This window comes from Janibacter sp. UYMM211, assembly GCF_040547045.1.
Taxonomy (GTDB): domain Bacteria; phylum Actinomycetota; class Actinomycetes; order Actinomycetales; family Dermatophilaceae; genus Marihabitans; species Marihabitans melonis.
The window spans coordinates 363,291-377,598 of record NZ_JBEPOY010000001.1 but is presented as its reverse complement, the minus strand read 5'-3'; the positions used below and the strand labels follow the sequence as shown (position 1 = coordinate 377,598).

At 73.1% G+C, this 14,308-nt stretch carries 15 protein-coding genes; 12 read left to right on the top strand and 3 right to left on the bottom strand.

Going from position 1 to position 14,308, the window contains the following annotated elements; translation table 11 throughout:
- Positions 1-3 precede the first annotated feature (3 nt).
- Genes ABIB53_RS01690 through ABIB53_RS01665 form a run of 6 tightly spaced genes read left to right on the top strand, consistent with a single transcriptional unit; the run spans position 4 to position 5,425 of the window.
- Positions 4-1,467 (top strand): NAD-dependent succinate-semialdehyde dehydrogenase, encoded by a 1,464-nt coding sequence (locus ABIB53_RS01690; RefSeq protein ID WP_191681687.1) that lies wholly within the window; start codon positions 4-6, stop codon positions 1,465-1,467.
- 60 nt (positions 1,468-1,527) lie between these two features.
- Positions 1,528-2,040: a guanyl-specific ribonuclease gene (locus ABIB53_RS01685; RefSeq protein WP_354586875.1), complete on the top strand. Its 513-nt coding sequence runs from the start codon at positions 1,528-1,530 to the stop codon at positions 2,038-2,040.
- Entirely contained in the window at positions 2,037-2,378 is a 342-nt protein-coding gene (locus ABIB53_RS01680) for a barstar family protein (protein WP_354586873.1), read from the top strand. Before ABIB53_RS01685 ends, ABIB53_RS01680 begins: the two co-directional genes overlap by 4 nt.
- 26 nt (positions 2,379-2,404) lie before the next feature.
- Positions 2,405-2,902 carry an acyl-CoA thioesterase gene (locus ABIB53_RS01675; RefSeq protein WP_224766769.1) on the top strand — a complete coding sequence of 166 codons (498 nt, stop codon included), beginning with the start codon at positions 2,405-2,407 and terminating at the stop codon, positions 2,900-2,902.
- Positions 2,899-4,077: a 1-deoxy-D-xylulose-5-phosphate reductoisomerase gene (gene dxr / locus ABIB53_RS01670; RefSeq protein WP_354586872.1), complete on the top strand. Its 1,179-nt coding sequence runs from the start codon at positions 2,899-2,901 to the stop codon at positions 4,075-4,077. Before ABIB53_RS01675 ends, dxr begins: the two co-directional genes overlap by 4 nt.
- Before the next feature lie 4 nt (positions 4,078-4,081).
- Positions 4,082-5,425 carry a M50 family metallopeptidase gene (locus ABIB53_RS01665; protein WP_201467312.1) on the top strand — a complete coding sequence of 448 codons (1,344 nt, stop codon included), beginning with the start codon at positions 4,082-4,084 and terminating at the stop codon, positions 5,423-5,425.
- Between the two features lie 168 nt (positions 5,426-5,593).
- On the opposite strand, the gene ABIB53_RS01660 is transcribed toward ABIB53_RS01665, so the two are convergent.
- Positions 5,594-6,574: a hypothetical protein gene (locus tag ABIB53_RS01660; RefSeq protein WP_354586870.1), complete on the bottom strand. Its 981-nt coding sequence runs from the start codon at positions 6,572-6,574 to the stop codon at positions 5,594-5,596.
- A gap of 279 nt (positions 6,575-6,853) precedes the next feature.
- On the opposite strand from ABIB53_RS01660, the gene ispG reads away from it, so the two are divergent.
- Positions 6,854-8,017 (top strand): flavodoxin-dependent (E)-4-hydroxy-3-methylbut-2-enyl-diphosphate synthase, encoded by a 1,164-nt coding sequence (gene ispG / locus ABIB53_RS01655; RefSeq protein WP_354586869.1) that lies wholly within the window; start codon positions 6,854-6,856, stop codon positions 8,015-8,017.
- Between the two features lie 14 nt (positions 8,018-8,031).
- Positions 8,032-8,877 (top strand): GNAT family N-acetyltransferase, encoded by an 846-nt coding sequence (locus ABIB53_RS01650; RefSeq protein ID WP_123092782.1) that lies wholly within the window; start codon positions 8,032-8,034, stop codon positions 8,875-8,877.
- A 117-nt stretch (positions 8,878-8,994) separates the two neighbouring features.
- Here ABIB53_RS01650 and ABIB53_RS01645 read toward each other — a convergent pair whose 3' ends face one another.
- Positions 8,995-9,951 (bottom strand): zinc-binding dehydrogenase, encoded by a 957-nt coding sequence (locus ABIB53_RS01645; protein ID WP_354586868.1) that lies wholly within the window; start codon positions 9,949-9,951, stop codon positions 8,995-8,997.
- 120 nt (positions 9,952-10,071) lie between these two features.
- On the opposite strand from ABIB53_RS01645, the gene poxB reads away from it, so the two are divergent.
- From poxB to ABIB53_RS01625, 4 genes are read left to right on the top strand one after another with little or no spacing between them, the layout of a single operon-like run.
- Positions 10,072-11,796 carry a ubiquinone-dependent pyruvate dehydrogenase gene (gene poxB, locus ABIB53_RS01640; protein WP_201467309.1) on the top strand — a complete coding sequence of 575 codons (1,725 nt, stop codon included), beginning with the start codon at positions 10,072-10,074 and terminating at the stop codon, positions 11,794-11,796.
- 8 nt (positions 11,797-11,804) lie between these two features.
- Entirely contained in the window at positions 11,805-12,206 is a 402-nt protein-coding gene (locus ABIB53_RS01635) for a DoxX family protein (RefSeq protein WP_201467308.1), read from the top strand.
- On the top strand, positions 12,203-12,991 hold the full coding sequence (locus tag ABIB53_RS01630; RefSeq protein ID WP_354586867.1) for an SIR2 family NAD-dependent protein deacylase: 789 nt from the start codon (positions 12,203-12,205) through the stop codon (positions 12,989-12,991). The genes ABIB53_RS01635 and ABIB53_RS01630 overlap by 4 nt, the downstream gene beginning before the upstream one ends.
- A 16-nt stretch (positions 12,992-13,007) precedes the next feature.
- Positions 13,008-13,658 (top strand): peptidoglycan DD-metalloendopeptidase family protein, encoded by a 651-nt coding sequence (locus ABIB53_RS01625; protein WP_354586866.1) that lies wholly within the window; start codon positions 13,008-13,010, stop codon positions 13,656-13,658.
- Here ABIB53_RS01625 and ABIB53_RS01620 read toward each other — a convergent pair.
- On the bottom strand, positions 13,652-14,272 hold the full coding sequence (locus ABIB53_RS01620) for a pyridoxamine 5'-phosphate oxidase family protein (RefSeq protein WP_354586865.1): 621 nt from the start codon (positions 14,270-14,272) through the stop codon (positions 13,652-13,654). The genes ABIB53_RS01625 and ABIB53_RS01620 overlap by 7 nt on opposite strands.
- Positions 14,273-14,308: the final 36 nt, after the last annotated feature.

The following is a 14,308-nucleotide window of genomic DNA, read 5'->3' as shown; positions in this document are numbered from 1 at the left end:
CTCATGGCCGACGTGACCCAGCAGTCCGCTCTCGAGCTCGCCCCCACCCAGCTCTTCATCGGGGGGGAGTGGCGCGACGCGACTGGCGGGGCCACCTTCGCCGTCGACGACCCGGCGACGGGGCAGACCCTCACCCAGGTGGCCGACGGCACCGCCGCCGACGGGGCCGCCGCGCTCGACGCCGCCGTCGCCGCGCAGGCCGAGTGGGCGGCGACCGAGCCGCGCACCCGCTCGGAGATCCTGCGCAGCGCCTTCGAGCTCGTGCGCGAGCGCTCCGAGACCTTCGCGATGCTCATGACCCTCGAGATGGGCAAGCCGCTCGCCGAGGCCCGCGGCGAGGTCACCTACGGCAACGAGTTCTTTCGCTGGTTCGCCGAGGAGGCCGTGCGCATCCACGGCCGCTACGCCGTGGCCCCGAGCGGCGGCACCCGGCTGCTCACGACGAAGCAGCCCGTCGGCCCGACCTTCATGATCACGCCCTGGAACTTCCCCCTCGCCATGGGCACGCGCAAGATCGGCCCCGCCATCGCCGCCGGCTGCACGATGGTCGTCAAGCCGGCGCACGAGACCCCGCTGACGATGCTCGCGCTCGCGAAGACCCTCGAGGAGGTCGGCCTGCCCGCCGGCGTGCTCAACGTCGTGACGACGAGCAGCTCGGGCGAGGTGAGCGAGCCGATCATCCGTGACCCGCGCCTGCGCAAGCTGACCTTCACCGGCTCGACCGGGGTCGGGCAGAAGCTCGTCGAGCAGTCCTCCGAGCAGCTGCTGCGCCTGTCGATGGAGCTCGGCGGCAACGCCCCCTTCGTCGTCTTCGAGGACGCCGACGTCGACGCCGCGGTCGAGGGCGCGATGCAGGCCAAGATGCGCAACATCGGCGAGGCGTGCACCGCCGCCAACCGCTTCCTCGTCCACGAGGACGTCGCGCAGGAGTTCTCCACGAAGTTCGCCGAGCGGATGGGCGGGCTCACCGTCGGCCAGGGCACCAAGGACGGCGTCCAGGTCGGCCCGCTCATCACGAGCAAGGCCCGCGACGGGGTCGCCGCGCTCGTCGACGAGGCCGTCGAGGGCGGTGCCACCGTGCTCACCGGCGGCGAGGTGCCGCAGGGCGAGGGCTGGTTCTACCCGCCGACCGTGCTCACCGACGTCGCCGCGGGCTCGCGCGTCATGCGCGAGGAGATCTTCGGCCCGGTCGCGCCGATCACGACCTTCAGCAGCGAGGACGAGGCCGTGCGCATCGCCAACGGCACCGAGTACGGGCTCGTCGGCTACGTCTACACCCGGGACGCCTCGCGGATGATCCGCGTCGCCGAGGCCCTCGACTTCGGCATGGTCGGGGTCAACCAGGGCGTCGTCTCCAACCCCTCCGCCCCCTTCGGCGGGGTCAAGCACTCGGGCTACGGGCGCGAAGGGGGATTCGAGGGCATCGAGGAGTACCTCGAGACGAAGTACATCGGCATCGCCCTGTAGGCCCGCCGCGGGTGCCACGGGGCTGCACAATCTCCCCATGGCACCCTCGACGGCACGCGCGTGAGCACGACCTGGCGGCAGCGGCTGCAGGTGGTCGCCGGGGTGCTCCTGCTCCTCCTCGCCGCCTGGCTGACGATCGGCGGCGGCGACGACGGGGAGCCGGCCGGCGCCCCGTCGTCCTCGCCGACGTCGTCCACCTCCGCGCAGCCGTCGCCGCCCGCCTCGCGGTCGTCGACCCCTTCGCGCTCGTCCTCCGCGCGGCCCGCCGCGGCGGCGACGCCGGACTCGGGGCTGTCGACGGTCCCCGCCTCCTCGCTGCCGCCCGAGGGGCGCCGCACTCTCGCGCTGGTCGCGGCCGGCGGGCCCTTCCCGTACGACCGCGACGGGGTGACCTTCGGCAACCGCGAGCGGATCCTGCCGATCCGCGACCGCGGGTACTACGCCGAGTACACGGTGCCGACGCCCGGCGAGAGCGACCGCGGGGCGCGCCGGCTCGTCGTCGGTGACGAGGGCGACACGTACTACACGGCCGACCACTACGCGAGCTTCCGCCAGGTCGAGGTGGATTCGTGATCCGGCTGCGGCCCGAGGCCGTCGACGCCCTGCTCGTCGAGGCGATGCACCACCACGTGCACGTCCACGTCGTCGACGGCGGGTCCGACCGCGAGACCGCGTACGACGCCTTCGCCGCGTCCTTCGACCTGCCCGAGCACTTCGGGCGCAACCTCGACGCGCTCTACGACAGCCTCATGGACGTCGCGACACGTCACCACGGGTCGTGGACCCTGCTGTGGCGACCCACCCCCGGGTCCGACGTGCTCGAGGACCAGGCGCTGCTGGGCGTCCTCGGCGACCTCGAGCACGACGCCGAGCAGCTGACGGTGGCCGTCGAGATCGCCCGCGCGGGCTGACCGGCGCGGTGGGGGATCATGGGGGCGTGACGACCCCCACCTCGACCCAGGTCACCCTCAGCCACGTGATGAACGCGACGGAGGCCAACCTCCTCGGCACGATCCACGGCGGCAACATCATGAAGATGGTCGACGACTGCGCCGGCGTCGTGGCCAACCGCTTCGCGCAGGGGCCGGCGGTGACCGCCGGGATGGACGAGATGACCTTCCTCACCCCGGTGCGGGTCGGGGACGTCCTGCACGTGAGCGCCCAGATCAACTGGGCGGGGCGCAGCTCGATGGAGGTCGGGGTGCGCGCCGAGGCCGACCGCTGGGACAGCGTCGCGCCGCGCGTGCACGTCGCCTCGGCCTACCTCGTCATGGTCGCCGTCGACGCCGACGGGCAGACCCGTCCGGTGCCCGAGCTGAGCGTCGAGACCGAGGAGGAGCACCGCCGCTTCCGCGAGGCGCAGATCAGACGACGCCACCGGCTGGCTCGGCGTGACGAGATCCGCACCTCGCGTGGCGAAGGGGGTGCGGCATGACCCGCACCCGCGTCACCCTCCTGGGGTCGACGGGCTCCATCGGCACCCAGGGGCTCGACGTCATCTCCGCGAACGCCGAGCGCTTCGAGGTCGGGGCGCTGGCGGGCGGGTCGAACGTCGGCCTGCTCGCAGAGCAGGCCGTCGCGCACCGGGCGCCACTCGTCGCGGCGGCGACGGGCTCGACGGAGGACCTGCGGGCGGCCGTGCGGTCCGCCGCGGACGCCGCGGGCGTCACCGGGTACGCCCCGGAGGTGCTCGTCGGCGAGGACGCCTCGACCGAGGTCGCCGGGCGCGAGGCCGACGTCGTGCTCAACGGCATCACCGGCGCGATCGGGCTGCGGCCGACGCTCGCCGCCCTGCGGGCGGGCACGACGCTCGCGCTGGCGAACAAGGAGTCGCTCATCATCGGCGGCCCGCTCGTGCGCGACCTCGCCGGGCCCGATCAGGTCGTCCCCGTCGACTCCGAGCACTCGGCCATCGCGCAGTGCCTGCGGGGCGGGCGGTCCTCGGAGGTGCGGCGGCTCGTCGTCACCGCGAGCGGCGGTCCCTTCCGCGGCCGCACGCGTGAGCAGCTCGCCGAGGTGACGCCGCAGGAGGCACTGGCCCACCCCAACTTCGCCATGGGCCGTGTCATCACGACGAACTCGGCGACCCTGGTCAACAAGGGGCTCGAGGTCATCGAGGCCCACCTGCTCTTCGACATCCCCTTCGAGCGGATCGCCACCGTCGTGCACCCGCAGCAGCAGATCCACTCGATGGTCGAGTTCCACGACGGGTCGACGATCGCGCAGATGGGCCCGCCGCGGATGCTCGTGCCGATCGCGCTCGGGCTGTCGTGGCCGGATCGCCTGCCCGACGTCGACGTGCCGTGCGACTGGACCCAGGTGCAGAGCTGGGACTTCGCGCCGATCGACGACGTCGCCTTCCCCGCGGTAGAGCTCGCCCGACAGGTCGGCACCGCCGGTGGCACGTACCCGGCCGTCTACAACGCGGCCAACGAGGTGGCCGTCGACGCCTTCCACGACGGGGCGCTGCCTTTCGTCGGGATCGTCGACACCGTCGCCGAGGTCGTCGGGCGCCACGACGGGGGCGACTTCGACGCCCACAGCCTCGACGGGGTGCTCGCCGCGGACCGCTGGGCGCGCGAGGTCGCTGCGGCTGTCGTGAGGGGATGAGACGATGGCGACCATGCTCTTCCTCGCAGGGGTCGTGCTCGTCTTCGTCGGCATCGCGCTGTCGATCGCGCTGCACGAGATCGGGCACCTCGTGCCCGCCAAGCGCTTCGGCGTGCGCGTCCCGCAGTACATGGTCGGCTTCGGCCCGACGGTCTTCTCGCGACGGCGCGGAGAGACCGAGTACGGCGTCAAGGCGATCCCGCTCGGCGGCTACATCCGGATGATCGGCATGTTCCCGCCGCGCGCGGGTGACGAGCCGGGCACGATCCGCACGTCGAGCACGGGCCGCTTCAGCCAGCTCGCCGACGAGGCGCGCGCGCAGTCCTTCGAGGAGGTGCGACCCGGCGACGAGGACCGGCTCTTCTACAAGCTCTCGGTGCCGAAGAAGATCACCGTCATGCTCGGCGGGCCGATGATGAACCTCCTCATCGCCTTCGTCATCTTCGGCGGCATCTTCACGCTCTACGGCACGGTGCAGACCTCGCCGAGGCTCTCCTCCGTCAGCGAGTGCGTCGACCTCACCAAGGCCGGGCAGAGCACCGCGCAGGAGTGCACGCCCGACATGCCCACGGCCCCGGCCAACGAGGCGGGTCTGCGCCCCGGCGACACGATCACCGCGATCAACGGCCAGGCCGTGACGACGTGGGACGAGGTGCGCGCGCAGATCCGCGCCAACGGCGACCGCGAGATGCGCATCGCCGTCGACCGCGGGGGACGCGACGAGACCGTCACCGCGACCCCGATCGTCCTCGACCAGCCGAAGATCGGCGACGACGGCCGGGTCGTCGAGGACGCGAAGGGGGAGCCCGTCCTCGAGCAGGCCGGCTTCCTCGGCGCGAGCGGCACCCCCGTGCGCGTCAAGCAGCCCGTGACCGAGGTGCCCGCGCTCTTCGGCGACATGCTCGTGACGACCTTCTCCGCCGTCGCGAAGATCCCGCAGAAGCTCGTCGGGGTCTACCAGGCGGCCTTCGGCAGCGAGGAGCGCGACCCCGAGAGCCCGATGTCGGTCGTCGGCGTCGGCCGGGTCGCCGGCGAGGTGGCGAGCTCGGACGAGTTCGGCACCCCGGTCGAGAAGCTCATGATGATCATCAGCCTCATCGGCTCGCTCAACCTCATGCTCTTCGCCTTCAACCTCATCCCGCTCCTCCCGCTCGACGGCGGCCACGTCGCCGGCGCGCTGTGGGAGGGCGTGAAGAAGGGCTGGGCCCGCGTCCGCGGCCTGCCCGACCCCGGCCCGGTCGACGTCGCGAAGGCCCTGCCCCTGGCCTACGGCGTCGCCCTGACCTTCATCGCCATGACGGTCCTGCTCGTCTACGCCGACATCGTCAAGCCGATCAAGCTCCTCTGACCCCCTTCGGCCCTTGCCTGCCCGGCGAGGCGCGCGGGCCGGCATGGGTGTGACCGACGGGCCGCGCCGTCGGCAGCGCCGCGTCCTCGACTCCACGCCGTCGACACCCCCACCTACCCCTCCGTAAATGGGGTGATCACCCCACTCACGGAGGGGTAGGCGGGGGCCTCAGCGGGTGGGGCGCCTCGTGGCGCGGAGGTCAGGGCGAGGGCGGCGGGCGGCGACCGCGTAGGTCTCCTCGAGCCGACGCAGGGTCCCCGCACCGTCTCGTCGCAGGCCGGTGGGCGTGACCCCGACGACGACGACACCCAGGCGGGTCAGGTCGCCGTCGCGCTCCACCGTCGTCACCCAGTCCTCGCCCTGCGAGTGGTACTGGAAGGAGTGGACGAGCACGGCCATGCCCACGTCGTCGAACCACAGGTCCGGCGTGAGCAGCGCGGCGCCGGTGGCATCGCGCAGCGGCGGGTTGGTCCACGGCTCGGGCAGCACCGACGAGGTGAGCACGAGGTCGACGAGCTCGGCCTCCGGGGCCGACCACGCACCGGTCGCCGCGTGGTCGAGCGCCTCGACGAGCTGTGCCCCGTCTCGGTCGCGCAGCCGGCAGGTCCACTCGTGCAGCTCCTCGACCGAGGCCAGCCCCCGCTGGACGGCCTCGACGAGCACGGCCGTCCGTTCTCGTGACGACCTGCGTCGCAGCGCCGCGTCGACCGCCGACCGGGCGGGGGACGCGTATCGGATCGGACCCCTCGTGCAGATCGCCACGTCGTCGAGGAGGGTGCGACGCACGGAGGCGAAGCCGTTGTGGCGGCTCTTGCCGGGCCACGGGGTGAGCATCTCGAGCACCGGAGGGGCGGGCAGACCCATCCCATGGAGCCGGGCGGCCGCATCCCCGGTGAGGTAGGCCCTCGGACCAGCCCACAGCAGGGCAGCGACGAGACGTTGTCGCTCGCTCGGCGACTCTCGTCCGACGAGGTAGGTGCGGGGGAGCACCACCCTCCAGTGCCGCCCGGCCCGCCACCTGATCGTCTCCTTGGTGACACCGGAGCTCAGGGCCTGCGCTCGGGTGATGAGCCCGTCCTGGGCAGCGAGATATGTCCGGGCGTCTGTCGTCAGGCCGTCGGGTGTGGTGGTCTCGGGTGCTCGTGTCATGGCCGCAGGCTCGTCTGCGAGGGACCGCTCGGCCGTCACCGGGCGCGACCGGTGGACGACGGGCCGTCGTGGACCGGGCCTGTGGATCCCCCTTCGCCCCCGTCCAGACCCCCACCTACCCCTCCGTACGTGGGGTGATCACCCCACTTACGGAGGGGTAGGTGGGGGTCTCAGAGGGTGGGGCGGGGGCCGCGGTTGCGGAGGGGGGCGGGCGAAGGGGGTGGCACCGGGGTGGGGGAGTGCCCAGACCACTCCCAGCGGAAGGGGGATAATGAGGGTATGACTGTCTCCCTCGGCATGCCGAAGGCCCCCGCGCCCGTGATCGCCCCCCGTCGCCCCACCCGGCAGATCAAGGTCGGGTCGGTCGGGGTCGGCAGCGAGTCGCCGATCTCGGTGCAGTCGATGACGACGACGCTCACCTCCGACGTCAACTCCACCCTCCAGCAGATCGCCGAGCTCACCGCGGCCGGCTGCGACATCGTGCGCGTCGCCTGCCCGAGCCAGGACGACGCCGACGCGCTCGCCGAGATCGCCCAGCACAGCCAGATCCCGGTCATCGCCGACATCCACTTCCAGCCGAAGTACGTCTTCCAGGCGATCGAGGCGGGGTGCGCGGCGGTGCGGGTCAACCCCGGCAACATCCGCCAGTTCGACGACCAGGTCGGCGAGATCGCCAAGGCCGCGAAGGACCACGGCACCTCGATCCGGATCGGCGTCAACGCCGGCAGCCTCGACAAGCGCCTGCTCGAGCGCTACGGCAAGGCCACCCCCGAGGCGCTCGTCGAGTCCGCCGTGTGGGAGGCGGGCCTGTTCGAGGAGCACGACTTCCACGACTTCAAGATCTCGGTCAAGCACAACGACCCCGTGACGATGGTGCGCGCCTACGAGCTGCTCGCCGAGCGCGGCGACTGGCCGCTCCACCTCGGCGTCACCGAGGCCGGCCCCGCCTTCCAGGGCACGATCAAGTCGGCCACCGCCTTCGGCGCCCTGCTCTCGCGCGGCATCGGTGACACGATCCGCGTCTCGCTGTCGGCCCCGCCGGTCGAGGAGGTCAAGGTCGGCATCTCGATCCTCCAGTCCCTCGGCCTGCGCCCGCGCAAGCTCGAGATCGTCTCCTGCCCCAGCTGCGGCCGCGCCCAGGTCGACGTCTACAAGCTCGCCGACGAGGTCACCGCCGGGCTCGAGGGGATGACCGTCCCCCTCCGCGTCGCCGTCATGGGCTGCGTCGTCAACGGCCCGGGCGAGGCCCGCGAGGCCGACCTCGGCGTCGCCTCCGGCAACGGCAAGGGCCAGATCTTCGTCAAGGGCGAGGTCATCAAGACCGTGCCCGAGAGCAAGATCGTCGAGACCCTCATCGAGGAGGCCATGCGCATCGCCGAGGAGATCGGCGAGCCCGTCGACGAGGAGGACGGCGCGGGCACCCCCACCGTCACCGTCGGCTGACCTACGCTGAGCGCGTGCTGCGCACCCGCTCGCCCGTGAGGCTCCTGACGACAGATGATCGTGAGGCCGCCCTCGAGCTGTGCGCCCAGGACCCCGCGGCGAACGTCTACGTCGCCAGCCGGATCCTCGACGGTGCGCTCGGGCTCGGCAGCACGGCCGTCTCGGGGTACTTCGAGGACGAGGCCCTCACCTCGATGGTGTGGACCATCGCCAACGTCGTGCCCGTGTCCACCCACGCCGACAGCCGCGCCGCCTTCGCCGACCGCGTGCGCAAGGTGCGACGGCGCTGCGCCTCCTTCCTCGGCCCTCACGACGAGGTCATGGCGATGTGGGACGAGGTCGGCGAGAGCTTCGGGCGGCCCCGCTCGGTGCGCGGGCAGCAGCCGCTCATGGGCATGCGGGACACCCCGTCGAGCCGGGGCGTCGAGCTCGACCCCCGCGTGCGCCCGGGCCTGGTCGAGGAGACCGACCTCGTCCTCCCGGCGGCCGAGCACATGTTCACCGAGGAGATCGGCTACCCGCCCTACCAGGGCTCCTCGACGTACTACGCCGACACCCTGCGCACGCTGCTGCGCAAGAACCGCACCTACGTCGTCGTCGAGGACGGCGCGGTGATCTTCAAGGCCGACGTCGGGTCGGTGGCGCTCGGCTGCGCGCAGATCCAGGGCGTGTGGCTCGCCCCGCACCTGCGCGGCCAGGGCCTCGCGGCCCCGATGATGGCCAGCGTCGTCGAGATGACGCTCGCCCACCACGCCCCGTGGGTGACGCTCTACGTCAACGACTACAACGCGCCGGCGATCGCCACTTACGAGCGCATCGGCATGGAGCGGATCGGGGCCTTCGCGACGATCCTCTTCTGAGGGGTTGCAGGGGGTGGGGCCACGAGCCCCCTTCGAGGCTCCTGCGTCGCACCTCAGGGCGGCGCTGGGTCGCACCTCAGGGCGGCGCCCCGTCGCACCTCGACCTGCCAGAGGGCCTCAGAAGGTGAGCACGAGCTTGCCGACCATGTCGCCGCGCTCCATCTCGGCGAAGGCGTCACGCGCCCGCTCGACCGGCACGACGTCGTGGATCACCGGCCGTGCGCCGCTCACGGCGAGCAGGGCGGTGAGATCGCGCAGCTCCTGCAGGGTGCCCATCGTCGAGCCGACGACCCGCAGCTGGAGGAAGAAGATCCGGGTGAGCTCCGCGTCGTCGAGCTGCGGCCCGCTCGTCGTCCCGGAGACGACGAGCGTCCCGCCGGGGCGAAGGGAGCGGATCGAGTGGCTCCACGTCGCGCGGCCCACCGTCTCCATCACCGCGTCGACCTTCTCCGGCAGACGCTCACCGCTCTCGAAGACCGCGTCGGCGCCGAGCTCGAGCGCGCGGGCCCGCTTCGCCTCGTCGCGCGAGGTCGCGAGTACCCGCAGCCCGGCCGCGTGGCCGAGCACGACGAGCGCGGTGGCGACGCCGCCCCCCACGCCCTGGACGAGCACGCTCTGACCGGGGCGCAGCTCGCCACGGGTGAAGAGCATCCGGTAGGCGGTGAGCCACGCGGTCGGCAGGCAGGCAGCCTCCTCGAAGGTGAGGTCGGCGGGCTTGGGCAGGAGGTTGCGCCGGGGCACGACGACGGTGCCCTGGTGGCGCTCGCTGAGCAGCGAGCGGCGCGGGTCCATCGTCTCGTCGCCGGTCCACGACGGGTCGGAGATCACCGCGTGGACGATCACCTCGCGGCCGTCCTCGTCGACGCCCGCGGCGTCGCACCCGAGGACCATCGGCAGCTTGTCCTGCCCGAGACCGACCCCGCGCAGCGACCACAGGTCGTGGTGGTTGAGCGCCGCCGCCCGGACGCTGACCCGGGCCCAGCCGTCGGGCACCTCGGGCTCGGGGCGCTCGCCGACGACGAGGCCGGCCAGGGGGTCGTCGGGGGTGATGCTCTCGGCGTACACGGCGCGCACGGGGTCTCCTCGTCCTCGGTGGTGTCGCGCTCACCCTACGAGGGGCCCCGCCCGCCGGGTCGGGTCGGGCAGGGGTCTAGCGTGGCGAGGACAGCACGTCCGACCGAAGGGAGAGCCCGCATGGCCACCATCGCGGACACCGTCATCGCCACCCTGAGGGCCAACGGGGTGACCCGCGCGTACGGGGTCCCCGGCGACTCGCTCAACGGCTTCACCGAGGCGATGCGCCGGGACGGCAGCATCGCCTGGCAGCTCGTGCGGCACGAGGAGTCCGCGGCCTTCGCCGCCGCGGCCGACGCCGAGCTCACCGGTGAGCTCTCCGTCTGCTTCGGCAGCTGCGGCCCTGGGAACCTCCACCTCATCAACGGCCTCTTCGACGCCCAGCGCTCGCGTGTGCCCGTGCTCGCCATCGCGGCGCAGATCCCGAGCTCGGAGATCGGCAGCGGCTACTTCCAGGAGACGCACCCGCAGAACCTCTTCCAGGAGTGCAGCGTCTACTGCGAGATGGTCTCCGACGCCTCGCAGATGCCGCGGATGCTCGAGACCGCGATGCGCGCGGCGATCCAGCAGCGCGGGGTCGCCGTGCTCGTCATCCCCGGTGACGTCGCCCAGCTCGAGGCCCAGGACACCCGGGTCACCGTCGTCGAGCGCGCCCGCGCCCGCGTCGTCCCCGACGTCGAGCAGCTGCAGCGGGCAGCCGACCTGCTGAGCCGCTCCCGGCGCACGACCCTGCTCGTGGGCGTCGGCGCGGAGGGCGCGAAGGCCGAGGTCCTCCAGCTCGCCGACACCCTCGGCGCCCCGGTCGTGCACTCCCTGCGCGGCAAGCAGCACGTCGAGGGGGACAACCCCTTCGACGTCGGTCTCACCGGTCTGCTCGGCTTCGCCTCCGGCTACCGCGCGATGGAGCGGGCCGACACGATCCTCATGCTCGGCACCGACTTCCCCTACCGCCAGTTCTTCCCCGAGCACGCGAAGGTCGTCCAGGTCGACGTGCGGGGAGAGCAGCTCGGCAAGCGCGTGCCCCTCGAGGTCGGGCTCGTCGGCGACGTCCGCGACACCGTGCGCGAGCTGCTCCCGCTCCTCACGCGGGCGAAGGACCGCGACCACCTCGAGGACTCGGTGAAGCACTACCGCCGCACCCGCGAGCGGCTCGACGACCTCGCCGTGCCGTCGAAGCGGCGCCAGGCGATCCACCCGCAGTACCTCGCCCGGCTGGTCGACGAGATCGCCGCCGACGACGCCGTCTTCATCCCCGACGTCGGCTCGCCGGTCGTCTACGCCGCGCGCTACCTCAGCTGCCGCGGCGACCGACGCGTCATCGGCTCCTTCGTCCACGGGTCGATGGCCAACGCCGTGCCGCACGCGATCGGCGCGCAGAGCGCCTACCCCGACCGCCAGGTCGTCACCCTCAGCGGGGACGGCGGGCTGGCCATGCTCATGGGCGAGCTGCTCACCGTGCGCCAGCACGACCTGCCGATCAAGGTCGTCGTCCTCAACAACAGCTCGCTGAACTTCGTCGAGCTCGAGATGAAGGCCGCCGGGCTGCCCGACTTCGGCACCGGTCTGGACAACCCCGACTTCTCGAAGGTCGCCGAGGCGGTCGGCATCCGCGGCTGGCGGGTCGAGCGATCCGAGGACCTCGAGGGCGCGCTGCGCGAGGCCTTCGCCCACGACGGACCCGCCCTCGTCGACGTCGTCACCGAGCGCCAGGAGCTGACGATCCCCCCGGCCATCTCCGCCGAGCAGGTCAAGGGCTTCACCCTCTACGCCCTGCGCACCGTGATGTCCGGCCGCGGCGACGAGCTGCTCGACCTCTCTCGCGCCAACCTGCGCCAGATCCTCTAGGAGAGCCCGTGCCCCGTCGCGACCTGTCGACCACCGGCCTGGCCGGTCTGCTCATCACCTCCGGAGTCGTGCACCTCGTGCGCCCCCAGGTCTTCGAGTCGATCGTCCCCGCCCCGCTGCGGGGCCACCGGCGCGAGCTCGTCTACGTCTCCGGCGTCCTCGAGATCCTCTGCGGCGCAGGCCTGCTCGTGCCGCGCACCCGTCGCGTCGCCGGTCTGGCGAGCGCGGTCCTGCTCGTCGCTGTCCTGCCCGCCAACGTCCAGATGAGCCTCGACCACGGCCGGCGCGCCCGCCGACGCCGCACGACCGGCTCCCGGGCCGCCTTCGCCGGCACCCTGGCCCGGCTGCCCCTCCAGCTCCCGCTCGTGCGCGCTGCGCTGCGGGCCGCCCGCAGCGCACCGCGGCGATGAGCGCCGACGTGGGGGAGCCCGCCTCGTCCGCCGACCCCGCCGTCGTCGACGCCCTCCGCGCTGCCCGCCGGGTCCTCGTGCTCTCCGGCGCCGGCATGAGCGCCGAGTCCGGCGTGCCGACCTTCCGCGACGCGCAGAGCGGGCTCTGGGAGCGCTTCGACCCCTCCTCCCTGGCGACCCAGGAGGCCTGGGACGACGACCCTCCCTTCGTGTGGGCCTGGTACGCATGGCGGGCCGCCCTGCTGCGCCGGGTCGAGCCCCATGCGGGTCACCGGGCGGTCGCCGACCTCGCCCGCCTGCGTGATGTCGAGGTCGTCACGCAGAACGTCGACGACCTCCACGAGCGCGCCGGCTCTCGCGTCCTCTCGCACGTCCACGGGTCCCTCCTGTCCTTCCGCTGCCGCGACTGCGCGACCCCGTGGCAGGGCGAGCTCGCCGTGCCCGACGAGCCGGTCGAGAGGCTCGACCCGCCGACGTGCCCCGCGTGCGGCGGCGACGTCCGACCCGGGGTCGTGTGGTTCGGCGAGGAGATGCCGCGCGACGCGTGGGACGCAGCGGTCGGCGCCGTCGAGCGGCTCGACGGGGGAGACGTCGTCCTCGTCGTCGGCACGAGCGGCCTGGTCTACCCGGCCGCGGGTCTGCCCGCGATGGCCCTCGGCCAGGGCGCCGTCGTCGTCGAGGTCAACCCGCAGCCCAGCGACGTCTCCGACCTGTGCCACCACCACGTGCGCGCCGGTGCCGCGACCGCCCTGCCCGCCCTCGTCGCCGCGCTCGACGAGGGCTGACGTGGACGGGGACGGCGTGACCGGCCCCGTCGTCCTCGACCTGCCCTTCCGCGGACGCTGGCGCACCGAGATGAGCCCGGCCCGCCGCGTGCCCAGCCACGGCACGACCCTCTACGGCACGAGCCACGCCATCGACTTCGTCGCCGTCGACGAGCACGGCCGCAGCGCCCCGCGGTCGTGGCGCAGCGCGATCGCCACCGAGGCCCCCGAGGGCTTCGTCGGCTTCGGCGCCGAGCTCCTCGCCCCCGTCGCCGGCACGGTCCTGCTCGTCCACGACGGCGAGCCCGACCACGAGGCGAGGCGGTCCCCCTTCGCCCTGCTCGGCTACGCCCTCACCCAGGCGAGCCGCGCCCGCCGGGGTCACGCCGCGCTCGCCGGCAACCACGTCGTCCTCGAGATCGCCCCGGGCGGCCCGGTCGTCGTCCTCGCCCACCTGTGGCGCGGCTCGCCACGGGTCGCCGTCGGCGACCGCGTACGCCCCGGGGACGTCCTCGGCGAGTGCGGGAGCTCGGGCAACAGCACCGAGCCGCACGTCCACCTGCAGGTCAGTGACACCACCGACTGGGAGCACGCGCGGGGCGTGCCGCTGGCCTTCCGGCTCCCGGGAGGTCCCCGCGTGCCCGAGGAGGGCGAGGTCGTCACGGGCCGGCCGGCGCCCGGTCAGTAGAGCTGCTGCGCGTACCCCTCGCCGTAGTACTCGCGCAGCTCCTCGACGCTGTCCTCCGGTCGCTCGAGCGCGTGCGCGATCTCGGCGCGCGACTCCACCGCGTCCGGCTGCCAGGTCTGCGGGTCCCACAGCCCGCTGCGCAGGAAGGCCTTCGCGCAGTGGTGGAAGACCTCCTCGATCTCGACGACGAGCGCGAGCACCGGACGGTGACCGCGCACGACGAGGTCGTCGAACCACGGCGCGTCCGCGACGAGGCGTGCCCGGCCGCCGACCCGCAGCGTGTCGCCGCGACCGGGGATGACGCACAGCAGGCCGACGTGCGGGTTGGTGAGGACGTTGCGGTAGCCGTCGACCCGACGGTTGCCCGGTCGCTCGGCGATCGCGACGGTCCGCTCGTCGAGGACGTGGACGAGGGAGCCGGCGGGGTCTCCCTTCGGCGAGGCGTCGACGCTCCCGTCGGCGGCCGAGGTCGCGACGACGACGAAGGGGGTGGCGGCCAGCCACCGGCGGTCGACGTCGGTGAGGTGGGTGCGGACCTTGTCGCGGACCCGGGGGAGGGGCTCGCCGATGAGATCGGTGAGCTGCTCGAGGGTGGTGACCGGTCGCTCGTCCATGCGCCGATCGTGGCACGGCCGCCCGCGAGCGGCCGC